The 17,284-nt window shown below is 45.2% G+C and carries 13 protein-coding genes; 1 reads left to right on the top strand and 12 read right to left on the bottom strand.

What is annotated here, in order from left to right; all coding sequences use genetic code 11:
* Nucleotides 1-9: 9 nt before the first annotated feature.
* Nucleotides 10-276, bottom strand: a complete 267-nt coding sequence (locus QUF19_RS15975) for a DUF4212 domain-containing protein (RefSeq protein WP_004729726.1) — start codon at nucleotides 274-276, stop codon at nucleotides 10-12.
* A 448-nt stretch (nucleotides 277-724) separates the two neighbouring features.
* Here QUF19_RS15975 and QUF19_RS15970 point away from each other — a divergent pair, with 448 nt between their 5' ends.
* A complete protein-coding gene (locus tag QUF19_RS15970; protein WP_286294950.1) occupies nucleotides 725-2,476 on the top strand; it encodes a potassium/proton antiporter in 1,752 nt (583 codons plus the stop codon).
* Here QUF19_RS15970 and QUF19_RS15965 read toward each other — a convergent pair.
* The 11 genes from QUF19_RS15965 to aspA form a co-directional block, all read right to left on the bottom strand.
* Nucleotides 2,473-3,102 carry a response regulator transcription factor gene (locus tag QUF19_RS15965; protein WP_012604978.1) on the bottom strand — a complete coding sequence of 210 codons (630 nt, stop codon included), beginning with the start codon at nucleotides 3,100-3,102 and terminating at the stop codon, nucleotides 2,473-2,475. The genes QUF19_RS15970 and QUF19_RS15965 overlap by 4 nt on opposite strands.
* Before the next feature lie 212 nt (nucleotides 3,103-3,314).
* A complete protein-coding gene (locus QUF19_RS15960) occupies nucleotides 3,315-5,162 on the bottom strand; it encodes a protein-disulfide reductase DsbD (RefSeq protein WP_286294947.1) in 1,848 nt (615 codons plus the stop codon).
* Nucleotides 5,163-5,337: 175 nt separating this feature from the next.
* Nucleotides 5,338-5,826, bottom strand: a complete 489-nt coding sequence (locus QUF19_RS15955) for an arginine repressor (protein ID WP_102438442.1) — start codon at nucleotides 5,824-5,826, stop codon at nucleotides 5,338-5,340.
* 327 nt (nucleotides 5,827-6,153) lie between these two features.
* Nucleotides 6,154-6,618 (bottom strand): aspartate carbamoyltransferase regulatory subunit, encoded by a 465-nt coding sequence (pyrI, locus tag QUF19_RS15950; RefSeq protein WP_004729721.1) that lies wholly within the window; start codon nucleotides 6,616-6,618, stop codon nucleotides 6,154-6,156.
* A 15-nt stretch (nucleotides 6,619-6,633) separates the two neighbouring features.
* Entirely contained in the window at nucleotides 6,634-7,563 is a 930-nt protein-coding gene (gene pyrB / locus QUF19_RS15945; RefSeq protein WP_017073751.1) for an aspartate carbamoyltransferase, read from the bottom strand.
* Between the two features lie 498 nt (nucleotides 7,564-8,061).
* Nucleotides 8,062-9,072, bottom strand: coding sequence for an ornithine carbamoyltransferase (locus QUF19_RS15940; protein WP_004729719.1), 1,011 nt, complete (start codon nucleotides 9,070-9,072; stop codon nucleotides 8,062-8,064).
* A 210-nt stretch (nucleotides 9,073-9,282) separates the two neighbouring features.
* Nucleotides 9,283-10,194: a carbamate kinase gene (gene arcC / locus QUF19_RS15935; protein ID WP_286294939.1), complete on the bottom strand. Its 912-nt coding sequence runs from the start codon at nucleotides 10,192-10,194 to the stop codon at nucleotides 9,283-9,285.
* Between the two features lie 72 nt (nucleotides 10,195-10,266).
* Complete coding sequence (gene arcA, locus QUF19_RS15930; protein ID WP_286294938.1) at nucleotides 10,267-11,490, bottom strand: arginine deiminase; 1,224 nt, start codon at nucleotides 11,488-11,490, stop codon at nucleotides 10,267-10,269.
* 833 nt (nucleotides 11,491-12,323) lie between these two features.
* Nucleotides 12,324-13,772 (bottom strand): YfcC family protein, encoded by a 1,449-nt coding sequence (locus tag QUF19_RS15925; protein ID WP_286294937.1) that lies wholly within the window; start codon nucleotides 13,770-13,772, stop codon nucleotides 12,324-12,326.
* Between the two features lie 508 nt (nucleotides 13,773-14,280).
* Nucleotides 14,281-15,588 (bottom strand): anaerobic C4-dicarboxylate transporter, encoded by a 1,308-nt coding sequence (locus QUF19_RS15920; RefSeq protein WP_286294936.1) that lies wholly within the window; start codon nucleotides 15,586-15,588, stop codon nucleotides 14,281-14,283.
* A gap of 180 nt (nucleotides 15,589-15,768) precedes the next feature.
* A complete protein-coding gene (gene aspA, locus QUF19_RS15915) occupies nucleotides 15,769-17,220 on the bottom strand; it encodes an aspartate ammonia-lyase (RefSeq protein WP_017083812.1) in 1,452 nt (483 codons plus the stop codon).
* Between the last annotated feature and the right edge of the window lie 64 nt (nucleotides 17,221-17,284).

Raw genomic sequence — 17,284 nt, 5'->3', positions numbered from 1 at the left:
TTCTAGCCTCTAGTCTTCCTGTACGTTGTATTTTTTGTCCAGCTTATTCATGCGAACAACGTAAATAAATATCAACGCCACGAAGGTATAAATTGAACCTTGTTGAGCGAACCAAAAACCTAGCTTAAATCCGCCAAATTGAATGGTATTTAGGACATCCACAAATAAGATGCCAGCGCCATAAGACACCACAAACCATATTGCGAGTAGTGTTCCCATTATTCCCAAGTTTTCCTTCCAGTAGGCTTGAGCATGTTCCGTAGATTCGAACGCCATTGCCTTCTCCTTTATTCCGTTTTCGTAGAAACCGTTTTGTGAAACCGTTTTTGTAAAATAGCGTGTTAATGTAATGTTACGATTTAGAATGTAGCAAGGATAAGTCAAGGGATCTGTGCAACTTTAGTCGGGACGATATTCGCGCTAATGTACTGAAATATGGGAGCTAGGAGACAGAACCATAGAAAAACGTGATGTTGCAATGATGTTAAATTAGCCAAAGGTCTAACAAAAAGGGATGAATTAGAGTGCGAGTCATAAAATTTAACAACTAAATGACCGAGAAACTGTATTTAGTCCTGTCTATGACACGATGCGAAACATAAGTTTGTTATAGTAACTGAGGTACTTTCTTCGGCCGTGCCTTGCTTAACGGCAGAAGATCAACAAGCTAGTTGCAAAAGATCAACAGGCTTAAAGCTCGGGTTTTATTCTTTGGGGGAACGAATTGGACGCAATAACCATAAATCACTTATTTCTGACTGGTGCCGTACTGATCGCCATCAGTGTGCTTTTCTCGCAAGTGTCTTCGCGATTGGGCGTTCCGATTCTTTTGATCTTTTTGTTCGTTGGTATGCTGGCGGGCGAAGATGGCCCAGGTGGTATTAATTTCGATGATTACTCGCTGACCTACTTGGTGAGTAACCTTGCGCTTGCTGTGATCTTGCTTGATGGTGGTATGCGAACTAAGGTCGCGAGCTTTAAGGTCGCTTTTTGGCCGTCGCTCTCGCTGGCGACGATAGGTGTCGCATGTACTGCAACCCTAACGGGCTTAATGGCGGCTTGGCTGTTTGACCTGTCATTGATGCAGGGCATTTTGGTTGGCGCTATCGTTGGTTCGACCGATGCGGCTGCGGTATTTTCTTTGTTGAAAGGGCAGAGCCTCAATGAACGTGTTGGCTCAACCCTAGAGATCGAATCCGGTACCAATGACCCAATGGCGGTCTTCCTGACAGTGACTTTAATTGCGCTACTGGGCACCCCAGATGCCGAGATGGGAATGAACTTCCTACTCAAAAGCTTCGCGATGCAGTTTGGTATCGGCACCCTTGTTGGTATTGGTGGCGGTTGGGTTCTATGGAGTCTAATTAACCGAGTGCAGCTGGCCGATGGCCTTTACTCGATTCTGGTGCTCAGCGGGGGCGTGGCTCTGTTTGCGTTCTCTAACATGCTTGGTGGTAGTGGCATCTTATCGATTTACCTAGTCGGTCTGTTCATTGGTAATCGTCCAACTCGCTCTCGACACTCTATCCTTAATGTTCTTGATGGCATGACGTGGCTAAGCCAGATCGTGATGTTCTTGGTGCTGGGGCTATTGGTTACGCCATCGACATTGATGGACATTGCACTTCCTGCGTTAGCATTGGCTTTCGGTATGATCTTGTTTGCTCGCCCGTTGTCTGTTTGGTTGGGTTTACTGCCGTTCAGAAGCTTTACCACCAAAGAACGTTGGTTTGTTTCTTGGGTAGGTTTACGTGGCGCTGTACCGATCATTTTGGCGGTGTTCCCGATGATGGCTGGCCTGCCTAATGCCCAACTTTACTTCAACATCGCCTTCTTCGTGGTTATGGTTTCGCTGATTGTTCAGGGCGGTAGCTTGATGAAAGTGGCGAGGTTGGCTCAGGTGACCTTACCACCGACACCAACACCGATTTCTCGTAACGGCATGGAGATTTATCCGACCAGTGAGTGGGAGATGTTTGTCTACAAGCTGAAAGAGGAAAAGTGGTGTGTTGGTGAACCGCTTAAGCGTTTGTCTATGCCTGAAGGGACGCGAATTACGGCACTGTTTAGAAAAGATGCTTTGCTTCACCCATCGGGTAGCACTGTGTTAGAGGCGAACGATATTCTCTGTGTGCTTGGACAAGATAAAGACCTAGATAGCTTAAGTGAGCTATTCAGTGAAGCACCTTTAGCAGAAGACGCAGCTCGATTCTTTGGTGACTTCTTCCTTGAGGTTGGGTTATCAATTGCAGCTGTTAGTGACTGCTATGGTATTGAACTTGGCTCGGAAGAAGAGCGCGACATGACCCTAAAACAATTGGCTGAACGAGAGTTAGGTGCGCATCCAGTATTGGGCGATAGCTTCGAGTGGCATGACATTAATTGGGTGGTCGCTGAGATAGATGATCATAAAGTCGTCAAGCTGGGTTTATGTTTGCCTAAGACGACTTTAGAAGAAGATATAAACGAAGCTTAGTTGTGGACTTCTTGTAACAAGATAACTGCCTGAGTTCGGTTTTTCACATCCAGTTTACGGAAGATGGCTGTCATATGTGCCTTGATGGTCGCTTCCGAAACATTCAATTCATACGCGATTTGCTTGTTCAGCAGGCCGTCTGAAAGCATCCCTAACACCTTGTATTGCTGAGGCGTCAGTGTGGAAAGCTTTTCCGCAAGGTCGCTACAGGCTGCATTGTTGGTGATAAGCCCTTCAGGGAAGAACGGGTCGCCATTCAGCACTTGATTCAGTGCACTGACCAATTCACGCATATCACTCGACTTAGGAATAAAGCCAAAGGCACCGTGGCTCTTCACTTGAGTAACAACGCTGGCATCCTCGCTGGCTGAGATCACCACAATCGGTAAATCTGGATATTCAGCACGTAGTTGAATTAAGCCTGACATCCCGTTTGCTCCCGGCATTTTAAGGTCGAGCAGCAACAAGTCAGGTTCATCTTCTTTTTTTAGTAGAGTCAGTAAGGCATCGAGAGAATCAGCCTCAAGCAGGTTCGCACCGCTGATCGCCATATGAACTGACTGAAACAGGGCGTTGCGAAAGAGAGGGTGGTCATCAGCAATGATGATGGTATAGGTCGAGTCCATGACGTTCATACTTTTAACAATTTAGTTAATATTTATTATCATCCTGATTGAGTATGTGGACAATATCTATGCATTAAAAGTCTGAACCATATCGACTTTTATCCCCTGAATAAGAAAGCGTTACTCGGAATAGCAAAAAAGCCGCACTGCCATCTCGTTACGGAGGGGCGGTGCGGCTTTCGTTCGTGCTTGTATTTAGACGAATGTCGTCGTTATAGCTGGTGGTCTTGCATGTGTTTTAAGAATACATCTGCAGGCATAAAACCGGTGACACGAGCATTTGGAACATGGTTACCCTTGCCGTCCCAGAACTCAATGGTTGGTAAGCCAAGCACCTGCAATTGTTTAAGCAGTTCAATGTCTTGAGGCATGTTTCTCGTTACGTCTGCCTGAAGCAGTACAAAATCAGAAAGCTTGTTCTCGACATCAGCTTGATGGAAGGTGTACTTCTCAAACTCTTTACATGCGACACACCAATCGGCGTAGAAATCGAGCATCACTGGCTTGCCTAGTTTCTTCGCTTCGATGAGCTGGATCTCTAGCTCTTCAACGGTGTTGATGCGTGCAAATTGGATATGCTGTTGCTCTAGCGTTATGCTCTTCTCCGCAAACCAATAGTTCAACGCAGGCTGTGCGGAAGCAAACAAGCCAAGCATCGCGATGATGCCGACTGCGCTTTGCTTCCAGCCACCGAATGGCAGTGCATTCTTGCTGTGGTAAAGCCAACCAAAGGCGATGAAACCAAGGCCAGACCAAAGCACGGTTGCCCATAATTCAGGGATAATACGCTCTAGTAGGAAGATAGGGGCTGCCAGTAAGATAAAGCCAAATACGATCTTCACTTTATCCATCCAGCTACCCGCTTTCGGCAACAGCTTATTACCAAACACCGCAACCAAGATCAGCGGGATACCCATACCCATCGCTAAGGCATACAGAGCAATCGCACCCGTTAATAGGTCGCCACTTTGAGCCACATACAGCAACGCACCCGACAATGGAGCCGTGGTACAAGGTGAACACACCAAGCCAGAGATAGCACCCATCGCGAACACGCCCAAGGTATTGCCACCTTGTTGCTTGTTACTTTGATTGTTAAGCCAAGTTTGGATACTGCTTGGAAGTTGCAGGTTATAAACGCCAAACATCGACATGGCTAACGCCACGAACAGAATGCTCAACGCAATTAATACATAAGGATGTTGCATGGCTGCTTGGAACTGCATACCCGCTGAGGCAACCACTAAACCCAATAAGGTGTAGGTTAACGCCATGCCTTGCACGTAGATGAAAGACAGCATCAGCGCACGACCTTGGCTGAGCTTGCCGCCACCTAATACGATACCCGTTAGGATTGGGTACATAGGCAGAACACACGGCGTAAAGGCTAAGCCAACACCGAGTGCTAAGAATAATAATGGTGTCCACCAACTGTCACCCAGCTTATCGGCTAGGTTCGCTTCTTTTGAAACTGGCGCGTTTGGTTGCGGCGTTGCGTTGCTTGCAACGTCAGCTTTCGGAGAGGTTTGTTGCGTTGAAACATCGGTCTCATTGTTTGCAGCCGATGAGCCTTGTGATGCTGCATTAGCTAGAGAGTCGCTTGAACCTGTAAAGGGTTCAATGTCGATTACGCGAGTTTCTGGTGGGTAGCAGAAACCAGCATCTGCACAGCCTTGATACTTAACGATTAGCTGTGAGCCATCTTGGTAACTCTGGAGAGGAACTTGCACGAATAACGGCTGAGTATAAATGCTCACCTCACCAAAGAATTCATCTTGGTGTGGTTGGCCGTCTTCCATTTCAACATTGCCGATCGCGAGGTTTTGACCGCTGAAAGAGAGGCTATGTTGATAAAGGTAGTAGCCCTCTTTTACTTGCCAGTCGAGAAGCACCTTGCCGTCTTGCTGGTAGTAATTGAAAGGGAAAGCTTGGTCTACAGGGACAAAACCGTTGTTATTGCCTCCGAAGCTTGGCTCGGCGTTGTCATTTCCAAAAAGCGCCCACGCAGGCTGGGTGAATAGGGAAATACAAACAAAAAGTAATGTGGCAAGTCGTCGCATACTATTTAGTCATCAAAATGGAGTTAAAGGTATCTTAACTCAATCAGACCGTAATAGTTTGTGATTAGTTTCATTGGCAAACAAATATCCGCTAGGGCGGGTGAGCAATTTTCTGGGGCAGTCGAGAGAGTGTCAGCAGCTCAACATGAGTTGTCAGCCTTTGCCAAAGAGACATTTAGGCAACACCCAAACGTGCTTTGACCACTTGTTCACAAGCATCAATATTGGTTGTGTCTTTTGGAATAATTAACACGGTGTCGTTGCCGCCAACAGTGCCGATAATCTCGGTATGTGGGTCTATATCAACCAATCTCGCAACTAACTGTGCACAACCTGGGTGAGTTTTTACTATCACCATCGCTTGGTTATGAGTAATTAATTCGATCTGCGATGAGATGGACGCATCGACACGAACTGGCGCGCTTTCAACGGTGATGCAGTACACCTTTTTGCCACAGGCGTTCTGGATTTTGACAACGCCAAGCTGTGACAAAATGCGAGATACGGTCGATTGGCTAATGCCCGTATAGCCAATGTCGACGAGTTTCTCTCGCAGTTGATTCTGGGTCGAGAAGCTTTGTTGTTGTAGTAAGCGTTTGCACGCGGCAGTCAGTGTTTTATCTTCAGCTGAATACAAGCAACCGTGCTCAGTGATTTCGTTCATGAACAACTCCTTAAGGTCAAACTGTGGATATCGCTTGTCCATAGCGCCGAGCGCACTCCCAAAGCCGTAGAGTACGATTATTAATTAGGCTTACCGATGAATCTCGAAGTAGAGAAGGAAGGGTATGCGAGATGTATGATCATCTATGCATTGAGTCTACCACTAAAGGATAGTTATCTTTTTGAAGGCGATCACCAAACAAAATTCTGGTTAATTGCTTTTATTGTGGAGTTTTATTCTTTGGTTAAATGGATATTTATTCCGTGTTGGGAATAAATATCCATAAATAATTAAAGGTTTTTATTGCGGAGGTAATGGCGCTAAGGGTTAGCGAATTTCACTCATGATCTCGCGAGAGAATACTTTTTCACAATAGTGACATTTTAGCTGTACGTTTTCGTGTTTTAGCTGCACTTTAAAGCTACTTTCGACCGGTTCACCGTGTGAAATACAGTTGCTATTTGGGCATGCGAACACACTGTTGATTTGCTCTGGCAGCACAAGGGTTAGCTTGTTGACCACTTTGTACTCTTCAATTTGGTTGACTGTGGCTTGCGGCGCATACAGAGCCAATTGGTTGGCTTGTTCCTTGGTCAGAAAGATGTTCTCAATCTTGATCAGGTCTTTGTTGCCGAGCGCTGATGATGGCAGGTTTAACCCCATGGTGATACGTTGTTCTGTTTTGTGCAGCTTAAACAGTTTAAGGATTTTAATCCCAAGGTGAGCAGGGATGTGGTCAATCACGCTGCCGTTACGGATCGCTTCTACTTGTAGCTGAGTTTGTTTAACCATGACTGTTTCTCCTGCTTATAAAGTGTCGTTAAGAACTAGGGCTAATAGGGCTTCGCGAGCGTATACACCGTTTTCAGCTTGTTCGAAGTAGTAAGCGTGTGGCGTTTTATCGACGTCGGTGGTGATTTCGTCGACACGTGGTAGTGGGTGAAGTACTTTCATGTTTTGGCGTGCGTCTTTCAATGTATCGGCGGTTAGGATGTAAGCCGACTTCATGTGCGCGTATTCCGACGCATCGAAGCGCTCCTTCTGTACGCGAGTCATGTACAGAACATCCAGTTCAGGCACGACTTCTTCAATGCTGGTGTGGGTGCTGTATTGGATACCCATCTCTTCTAATTCTTCACAGATATAATCTGGCATCTCTAATACTTCTGGCGCGATAAAGAAGAATCGTACGTTATTGAATTTCGACAGCGCTTGCGTCAATGAGTGCACGGTACGGCCATATTTTAGATCGCCGACAAACGCCACATTGAGGTTATCGAGCGTGCCTTGCGTTTCGTAAATCGAGAACAGATCCAACAAGGTTTGAGTCGGGTGTTGGTTCGCTCCATCGCCACCATTTACCACTGGAACCCCATTCGAAAATTCAGAGGCCAAACGTGCTGCGCCTTCTTGTGGGTGACGCATCACAAAGGCATCGACGTAAGATGAAATAACCTGCACTGAATCGGCAAGCGTTTCGCCTTTCTTCGCTAACGATGTGTTTCCGCCATTATCAAAGCCGATGACCGTGCCACCAAGGCGCTGAACTGCGGTTTCAAATGACAGGCGAGTTCGAGTTGAAGGCTCAAAGAAGCAGCTCGCAACGACTTTATTTTTCAGCAACTCTGGGTTTGGCTCTGCCTTGAGCCTTGCTGCGGTGTCGACGATAAGCTCCAGTTCATTACGAGTGAGCTCAGGTATGGAGATGATGTGCTTGTTAAATAACGAATGCGCCATAACGGGTCTTCCTTCTATGCATACAGTCAAATTGCGGACAAAAAAAAGCCCCCTAAAAAATAGGAGGCTTCGAAACGATCAATAGAGCAAAATAAAAATGACACCAACGCCACTCTCGGACGTGTAGTTTGACAATCATGTGCGACAAAATTGCAGTTCATTTCTTGCTCTCTTAAGACAAATTGCGGAGGATTATACTCAGATAAAAACGCCATGCAATACTTTCTGTAAAGTATTCATTTAATGGATTTTTATGCGAAATAACGTCCGTTTTTAACTTCCATTTAAGCCTTTGTTGAAACTGAAAAACTTGTGTTTTTTTGGGCAAAAATCTCTTCAATCGAATGAAAAAAAATGCGGGCTTTATCCAAGGGTTAAACCCCAAGTATGCCACCCGCATTTCCCTGCTACTGCACTTAACTTGTTAATGTCTTATGAACAAGTGAGTGCTTAACTATTTAGATTATTAGCTACCTAGATTCTTAGTTGTTCAGCTTATTAACTGCCTAATGTCGCAACCATTACTGCTTTGATGGTGTGCATACGGTTTTCTGCTTCATCGAACACGATAGAGTATTCAGATTCAACCACTTCATCTGTTACTTCCACGCCGTCTTTTAGTTGTGGGTATTCAGCAGCAAGCTGTTTGCCAACAGTGGTGTCTTCACCGTGGAAAGCCGGTAGGCAGTGCATGAATTTCACATGTGGGTTGCCTGTCGCTTTGATCATGTCCATGTTGACTTGGTAAGGCATCATTAGGTTAATGCGCTCAGCCCATGCTTCTTTCGCTTCGCCCATGGATACCCAAACGTCGGTGTACAGGAAGTCACAACCTTGCACGCCTTCTTGAACATCTTCTGTTAGCGTGATTTTGCCGCCCGTGTGTTCTGCAATTTCACGACATTGAGCTAGTAGTTCTTCTTGTGGCCAGAATTGTTTTGGAGCAACAAGGCGAATGTCCATGCCCATTTTCGCAGCACCAACCATCAAAGAGTTGCCCATGTTGTTGCGAGCATCACCTAGGTAAGCAAAGCTGATTTCATGCAGTTGTTTACCACGGCCGTATTCCGTCATAGTTAGGAAGTCAGCAAGAATTTGTGTTGGGTGGAATTCGTCAGTCAGGCCATTCCATACTGGTACGCCAGCGTAAGCGCCTAGCTCTTCAACGATTTCTTGACCGAAGCCGCGGTATTCGATGCCATCGTACATACGGCCAAGAACGCGAGCCGTATCTTTCATTGATTCTTTGTGGCCAATTTGAGAGCCAGATGGGCCTAAGTAAGAAACTCGAGCACCTTGGTCGAATGCCGCTACTTCAAATGCGCAGCGAGTACGAGTGGAGGTTTTCTCAAAGATAAGCGCAATGTTTTTGCCAGTCAGTGTTGGCTGTTCGTAACCGTTGTACTTCGCTTTTTTTAGCTCCATAGAAAGATCTAACAAGTGTTGAATTTCGCGTGGAGTGAAATCTAGTAGTTTTAGGAAGTTACGATTGCGTAGGTTAAAAGCCATGATGTATTCCTTTTTAGATTTAGGCGCTTCCTTGTTACAGGGAAAGAAAATTCAAGAAAGCGCGATTCAATATTTAGTTAAATTTGTTCGGTTCTGTTTGTTCGTTTAATTCTGTTTTCGCAAGCTTTAAAAGCTATCAAGGTCTAAGGCTTTCAAGGTTTAAGCTTCTCAAGCTTTAAGTTTTTCAAGATGATAAAGCTCGCTAGTGCGTTAACCTCTGGTGATATTGGTGCCCGCTTGGCCTTGCAGGATTTGCAAACCATCTTCGAGTGCGCCGATACCCACTACTTTGCCGCCTTGCTTAATGAATTCGCACGATGCTTCAATTTTTGGCCCCATTGAGCCTGCATCAAATGTGAACTTCGCCAATTCGCTTGGTGTTGTGCTGCGCAGCGCGTGTTGAGTTGGTTTGCCCCAATCAAGGTACACAGCCTCAGCATCAGTCAGAATAAGCAGTGCATCTGCATCCAATTGTTTTGCTAAGAAAGCCGCTGACATGTCTTTGTCGATAACCGCTTCAACACCGATTAATTTGCCATTTTCTTTTTTCACTGGGATGCCACCACCGCCAGTACAAATCACAAGGTGACCCGCATCGATAAGCTGGGTGATCGCTTCGTGTTCAACAATGCCGGTAGGGCGTGGGCTTGGAACTACGCGACGGAAATGTTGGCCGTCAGGTTTTACGATCCAGTGGAATTTCTCTGCTAACTCACGCGCTTCTGCTTCTTCGTAGATCGGGCCAATCGGCTTAGTTGGATCCGCAAAGGCAGGATCGTTTGGATCAACCGTCATTTGGGTCAACATGCATGAGATGTTGCGATCAGGCAGGTAGTTCTTGAACTCTTGCATCAGCATGTAGCCGATCATGCCTTGAGTTTCACTGCCCAATACATCCAGCGGATACGGATTTACTTTTTTGTATTCCAAACCTTGCAAAGCAAGTAAGCCAACTTGTGGGCCATTACCGTGCACTAACACCACGTTGTATACTTTCGCGATTTCAGAGATGGTTTTCACCGCGGTTTCAATATTACGGCGTTGAACATCGGCTTCTAACGGCTCACCGCGACGAAGTAGGGCATTACCGCCGAGTGCAACAACAACAGTTTGCTTAGTCATAATTGTGTTCTCTCATTTTGGCCAAGCTGAGATTATTTAAGATTGTCCAACTTGGCCGTTTCGTCTTAGTGATTAGATACCATCACGCTCAATTGGGCAGCTCATGCAGCGTGCACCACCGCGACCGCGGCCAAGTTCGTCTCCTGGAATCGGAAGAACTGTAATGCCTGCTTTGTCGTATTTTTCGTTGGTGTAGGTGTTGCCTTCGTAGCCAACCACAACACCTGGTTTAACGGTCAGCACGTTGTTCGCGTCGTTCCACTGTTCACGTTCTGCATGGAAGTTGTCACCACCAGTTGTGATTAGGTTTAGCTTGTCTACGCCAAGTGCTTTCTCGATAGCCGTTACGAAGTAGCCTTCTTCTTTCACTTTCACAGCGCCTGACTCATCGCCAGTTAGGTTCCAGCACTGCACATCTTTACTCACCACTTCAGGATAAACAGAGAACGTATCTTCGCTCATGTGTGTCATAACGGTGTCTAAGTGCATGCAAGAGCGGTGTTTTGGTAGCTGCATTGCGATAACTTGCTTCGCTTGACCGTGTTTGAATAGGCTCGATGCTAAGTGCTCAACACCTTGTGCTGTTGTACGCTCAGACATACCGATAAGAACCGCGCCACGACCGAGTACAAGTACGTCACCACCTTCAATCGTTGAGTTGTCGTAGTTGATTTTTTCTTCATCGCCGAAGTATTTAATGAAGTCTTGGCCTGCGAATGTTGGGTGCCAGCGGTAAATAGCGCGAACGTGGTTGGTTTCACGTTGACGAGCAGGTTTTGCCATTGGGTTGATAGAGACACCGCCGTAAACCCAGCAAGATGTGTCGCGAGTAAATAGGTGGTTTGGTAGAGGCTCGATAATGAAGTCGGTTGGTGCGTGCATGCCTTGCATCATTGAAGATGATTTCATTGGCATCTCAGCGTAAGACAAACCGCCCGTTAGGATTTTTGCTAGCTCTAAGTTTGGTAAGTCGCCCAAGTAGCAGCGCACATCATTGGCAAATGTTTTACCCAAACGGTAATCAGATACTTGGCAGTTTAGTAGCCAATCTTTCGCTTCTGGCACGGCTAGTGTGTCGGCTAGCAAGTCAGTAAGAAGAAGAACTTCAACACCTTGATCACGTAGCGTTTGAGTAAATGCGTCATGCTCTTTACCTGCACGCTCAACAGCCAGTACGTCATCAAACAGCAAATCGTGACAGTTAGAGGGTGTTAGGTGAGTCAGTGCGCGTCTTGGGCGGTGAACTAGAACGCGGCGTAATTGACCTATTTCAGAACCTACATAGAACTTACTCATGATCGTCTCTCTCTTATATATTTGAATTACTTTTATCGCTAAGAGTAATTATTTATTCTCAGTTGAGAAGAATGAATTATTTTATTCATATCTCTTGTCTGGAATTAATATTACGCCTGCTAGTCAGGTATTCTTAGAGATCTATCACAAATCGTTTTTTATCCTGCAGCCCTTTAAAATCAAGGGTTTTAACAAACTTTATGCACTTTCAAATATTGTCAGTCCTTTCTAAATAGTTAACTCTTCGGGAATATTATGCATGCTTTTTTCATTCATCTAGCTAGAATCTAATTTGTGAGGGATTATATGCAAAATAGTTTTATTGATAAGAATGAGCTTAGATTGGAAGTATGCAATGTTAGTATTTAGATATTTAATTTTGTACGTGGAATTAATTATTCTTTAACAATTTAAATGCGAATAAAGCTATTGTGGTCACACTTTATAATTGGGTGTTTTAAGCCGATTTCTTATAAAAATTACTACTATTTCTCCTTTGGTGATTATGGAGTGAATTACTTGAAATATAATTAACGCTAATAAATGACTAAATATTTTTATAAATATAATAACGAAGAATAGTTGGCGTTTTATTAGCCTTAACCTTGATGTTTAAACGTTGGCTTACTCTTTGTCGCAAGTGGTTTTTGCTCGTTTAAGCTTTGCTACTGAGTAGGTAATAGAGAAGCTTTAGATGAGGCGTGCGCAGCTCGTGAGGCTGTTTCGGTGACCGGAGTTGGAGTTAGATTCAATAGCGATAAAAAAAGCCGCTAGAAAGCGGCTTTGAACGAGAAGATGAAGCTTGTTAGCTGAAGATTGTTGGTTAGGGCTGTCTAGATAAGCGCACCAATACTCAGAACAATGATGCAGAACACCATCAAGATACCGATTAATGGCATTACCCATTTAACCCAGCGTACGTAAGGGACACGAGCTATCGCCAAGCCACCCATTACTACCGCAGAGGTTGGAGTAATTAAGTTGACCAAGCCTGATGCAGATTGGTAAGCGGTGATAACAAGGTCACGACCTACGCCAGCAAAATCGGCCAATGGTGCCATGATTGGCATAGTCAGAACCGCTAATCCAGACGTCGAAGGTACTAAGAATGACAATAGAATCTCTAGGAAGAACATCACGTTAATAAAGATAACCGAAGATAGCCCAGTCACCATTTGTTCTGCAGAGAAGAGAATGGTGTCGGTGATCATACCGCGGTCCATTACGACAACGATACCACGTGCGATACCTATGATAAGCGCAACGCCCAGTAGATCTCGAGCACCATCAATGAAGCTAGTGGTAAATTCTTCTTCGCTCATGCGAGACACAATACCGACGATGATTGTCGCCGCTAAGAACATCGCGGAGATCTCAGCCATCCACCATCCAGCAACGGATACGCCGTAAATCATTACCGCGAAAGAGCCACCGAAAATGGTCAGAATCAGTTTACGTGTCGCGGTGAATTCAAGTTTTTCACCACTCGCGTTACCAAGGAAGTGCGCTTTGTTTTCTTCGTATTTGTCGTAGACAATCGATGTTGTTGGGTCGGCTTGAACCATTCTTGCGTAACGCATAACGTAAGCGACACAAATACCCCAGCCAATAATAAGCATACCAACACGCAGCGCGATACCATCGGTAAATGGAATACCGGAGGCGTTGGCAGCGATAACAGTCGCGAATGGGTTAATGGTAGAACCTAGCACCCCAATCCCTGCGCCAAGCAGTACCGTCGCAGCGGCAACCAGAGGGTCAAAGCGAGCAGCCATCATTACAGGTACTAGCAGCGTATAGAATGGCAGTGATTCTTCCGCCATGCCGTAGACGGTACCGCCCGCAGCAAACAAGGCCATCAGTATCGGTATCATCAACTCTTCTCGCCCTTCTAGGCGCGCGGTGACACGTTCGATACCAGCATCAATAGCGCCAGTTTTGGTTACTAGCCCTAAGAAGCCACCAATGATTAAGATGAACAGTGAAACGTCGATGGCCGCAGCTTCATAGCTATTGTGGTCGTAGAAACCGTCAATAGGCGCGAGCAGTACATCAATCACTCCTTGAGGGTTACCTTCTACGGCTTGATAGGTTCCGGTTACGGGTACTTCTCGACCGAGTTCTTCATTCATGGCTCGGTCGTATTGGCCTGCTGGAACAACCCAGGTAAGGAGCGCTACGAACGCAATAAGAATAAATAAAATGGTGTAGGCAGAAGGGAATTTAAAATTGGCAAAGAAGCCGCCCTTTTTTTTCTCGCTTGGTATCGTTTGAGTTGTCATGGCTATCTCCTTACATCATCTTAAATAAAAGTGATGTGAATTAGCGACTAATGATTTATAGATTGTAAATACACTTACATTTATAAAGTACCCAACGATATAAAGTTGCTGACTTTAAATTAAAGTTATTTTTATATTTACCAATCCGAATGAATAGATTTAATTTAGCTGCGGTTATTTTATTCCTTACTTAGTTATTTAAGTTTGTTGCTGTTCACAAAAATAGTGGCCAATGAGAGGGCTTAAAAATGGCATAAAAACAGCAAGGTTTTTTTGTTAGTTAGCTTGGATTAATATTCGGTGTGGAAGAGGGAAAAGCAAAAGGAGATTGATTGGGTAGGCATTCCTAATTAATCGCGTGGATAATCTTGGAATTTTATTCAAACTTTATTTTTGAGTGGTTTTTAAAGTTTATAATGGTTATTTGACGTGTATCAAATAACACATTGAGTAGAAAACAAAAAAGGAAGCCGAAGCTTCCTTTTATAGTTTTAATCATCAGCGAATGTTAGATGAACAGACCGCCGAATGCGAAGCCTAGTGCAACCGAAGTACTGATTGTTACCACACCTGGAATGAAGAATGGGTGGTTGAATACATAGTTACCGATACGCGTTGAGCCTGTGTCATCCATCTCAACCGCTGCCAGTAGCGTAGGGTAAGTTGGAAGTACGAACAGCGCACTTACTGCAGCAAAAGAAGCCACGGCTGTAAGTGGTGCTACGCCAATCGCTAGAGCAGCAGGCATCAGTGCAACCGTTGTTGCGCCTTGAGAGTAAAGCAGCATAGAAGCGAAGAACAGAACAAGAGCCAGCATCCATGGGTAGTCAGCCAGTAGAGCGCCTGCTACGTCTTTGATTTCAGCAACGTGTGCGTTTACAAACGTTGAACCTAACCAAGCCACACCAAGTACACATACACACGCTGTCATACCAGAGCGGAATGTTGGCGCTGAAGAAATCTTAGCTGCATCGATCTTAGTGAACATAACGATTGCAGCCGCTGCTGCTAGCATCACAGACATGATTGCTTCGTTACGGCCCAGAGCAGGGTTTTCAATTAGGCCTACAGAGCTAGAGATAGCCGCTGCGTAACAAACCACGAAACCAATCGCCGCTAGGAAGATGTACGTTGCTCTCTTCGCTGTTGGTAGAATTTCGCGCTTCTCTTCTGTTGCCAGTTTGATTAGACCTTTTTCTAGACGCTCTTGGTAAACAGGATCGTCTTTCAGTTCGCTGCCCATGTAGTTCGCGACAACCGCACCAACCATACAAGCGATGAAGGTTGTTGGGATACAAACCATCAGTAGCGTTAGGTAATCAACACCAAACGGTGCCAGCATTGCTGCGAAAGCCACAACTGCTGCCGAGATTGGCGAAGCTGTGATAGCAATCTGAGAGGCTACAACTGCGATAGACAGTGGACGAGAAGGACGCACGCCTTGGCCTTTTGCTACTTCTGCGATTACAGGAAGCGTTGAGAATGCTGTGTGGCCAGTACCCGCCATCAATGTCATTACAAAGGTCACGATTGGCGCGTAAAAGGTGATGCGTTCAGGGTGCTTACGCAAAAAGTTTTCTGCAATTTGTACCAACCAGTCCATACCGCCAGCAACCTGCATAGCTGCAATTGCGGTGATAACCGACATGATGATCAAGATTACATCGATCGGGATAAAAGATTGGCTTGTTGGAACACCAAGAATAAGTGAAAGGGCAATAACACCAGCACCACCGGCAAAACCGATGCCAATACCGCCAATTCTGGCCCCCAAAAAGATAAAGAGCAGGACGACAAATAGTTCTACTGCAATCATAAGTAACACCTCATTTAGATTTTATTATGTGAACATTCGCCGCTGGAATGTTCACATAATAGTTCTATGGTTTAGGTTCAATTAAGTAAAAACGCAACCAACGGAAATCCACAAAATAAGCAGGGTTAACCGTATTGGAGCCTAAAAAAGGGCTCCGTTTGGAGCCCTTTCTCGCTAACTTTACTCGTAGCGCTTAGCTTTATACTGAGGATGCATCAGATTTTCAACAGAGAAAATGTCATCAAGTTCTTCTTCGCTCAATAAACCGCGCTCTAGAACCACATCACGAACACTCTTACCTGTTTCTGCACAAATCTTACCAACGATGTCACCTTCGTGGTGGCCAATGTATGGGTTTAGGTAAGTTACGATACCGATAGAGTTAAATACGTGAGATTCACACACTTCTTTGTTCACAGTAATGCCGTCTACACACTTGTCGCGTAGGTTCACACATGCGTTTGTTAGGATGTCTAAAGACTCAAACATGCTTTGTGCGATAACAGGTTCCATTACGTTCAATTGAAGCTGACCGCCTTCTGCTGCGAAAGAAACCGTGTTGTCGTTACCTAGAACTTTAAAGCAAACTTGGTTTACTACTTCTGGTACAACAGGGTTTACTTTAGCAGGCATGATTGAAGAACCCGCTTGCAGTTCAGGTAGGTTTAGCTCGTTGAAGCCAGTACGTGGACCTGAAGAAAGAAGACGTAAGTCGTTACAGATCTTAGACAGTTTAACCGCTAGACGTTTAAGTGCACCGTGCGTCATTACGTATGCGCCACAGTCAGACGTTGCTTCGATAAGATCTTCAGCGGCTACACACTCTAGGCCAGTTACTTCAGCTAGGTGTTTCACTGCTAGGCCTTGGTAGCCCGGTGCTGCGTTCAGACCGGTACCGATAGCCGTTGCGCCTAGGTTTACTTCAAGCAGAAGCTTTGAAGTGTATTCTAGGTTTTTGATTTCTTCATTGATGGTTACAGCCCAAGCGTGGAACTCTTGGCCAACCGTCATAGGTACTGCATCTTGAAGTTGAGTACGACCCATCTTCAGGATTGTGTTGAATTCTTGGCTCTTAAGCTCGAATGCACCTTTTAGGTACTCGATAGCATCAATCAGTTTACGAACGCTGTTGTACACAGAGATACGGAAACCAGTTGGGTAAGCACAGTTTGTTGATTGGCTGCGGTTTACATGGTCATTTGGGTTGATGAACTCATATTGGCCTTTTTCTTTGCCCATAAGTTCAAGCGCCACGTTTGCCACTACTTCGTTAGCATTCATGTTTACAGAAGTACCAGCACCACCTTGGAATACATCCGATGGGAACTGATCCATGCACTTGCCAGTGTCTAGAATGAGGTCACAAGCTTCAATGATGTACTTAGCCACTTCGCTTGGGATTACACCTAACTCTTTGTTTGCTAAAGCCGCTGCTTTCTTTGTCATCACCATGCCGCGAACGAATTCAGGTACATCTGAGATCGTTACATTTGAGATGTTGAAGTTTTCAACTGCGCGTAGAGTGTGGATGCCGTAGTAAGCATCAGCCGGAACATGACGTTGACCTAGTAGATCTTCTTCGAGACGAGTAGCTTGAGGAGCTTCAACTTGAGCTTCTGATAGATTAGCCATAACAGGATCCTTAGAGAATTATTCTGATTATATAGTTAGTTATTAGCCTATTCTGTGTGCAAAT

The sequence above is a fragment of the Vibrio sp. FE10 genome (assembly GCF_030297155.1).
Classification (GTDB): Bacteria; Pseudomonadota; Gammaproteobacteria; order Enterobacterales; family Vibrionaceae; genus Vibrio; species Vibrio apostichopi.
This window is presented reverse-complemented; position numbering and strand designations above follow the sequence as displayed.

Bases quoted from the DNA above. Each gene is read 5' to 3' on its own strand.
- QUF19_RS15975 (WP_004729726.1), bottom strand. From the start codon at position 276: ATGGCGTTCGAATCTACGGAACATGCTCAAGCCTACTGGAAGGAAAAC.
- QUF19_RS15965 (WP_012604978.1), bottom strand. From the start codon at position 3,102: ATGGACTCGACCTATACCATCATCATTGCTGATGACCACCCTCTCTTT.
- QUF19_RS15960 (WP_286294947.1), bottom strand. From the start codon at position 5,162: ATGCGACGACTTGCCACATTACTTTTTGTTTGTATTTCCCTATTCACC.
- QUF19_RS15955 (WP_102438442.1), bottom strand. From the start codon at position 5,826: ATGAACGAAATCACTGAGCACGGTTGCTTGTATTCAGCTGAAGATAAA.
- pyrI (WP_004729721.1), bottom strand. From the start codon at position 6,618: ATGGTTAAACAAACTCAGCTACAAGTAGAAGCGATCCGTAACGGCAGC.
- pyrB (WP_017073751.1), bottom strand. From the start codon at position 7,563: ATGGCGCATTCGTTATTTAACAAGCACATCATCTCCATACCTGAGCTC.
- QUF19_RS15940 (WP_004729719.1), bottom strand. From the start codon at position 9,072: ATGGCTTTTAACCTACGCAATCGTAACTTCCTAAAACTACTAGATTTC.
- arcC (WP_286294939.1), bottom strand. From the start codon at position 10,194: ATGACTAAGCAAACTGTTGTTGTTGCACTCGGCGGTAATGCCCTACTT.
- arcA (WP_286294938.1), bottom strand. From the start codon at position 11,490: ATGAGTAAGTTCTATGTAGGTTCTGAAATAGGTCAATTACGCCGCGTT.
- QUF19_RS15925 (WP_286294937.1), bottom strand. From the start codon at position 13,772: ATGACAACTCAAACGATACCAAGCGAGAAAAAAAAGGGCGGCTTCTTT.
- QUF19_RS15920 (WP_286294936.1), bottom strand. From the start codon at position 15,588: ATGATTGCAGTAGAACTATTTGTCGTCCTGCTCTTTATCTTTTTGGGG.
- aspA (WP_017083812.1), bottom strand. From the start codon at position 17,220: ATGGCTAATCTATCAGAAGCTCAAGTTGAAGCTCCTCAAGCTACTCGT.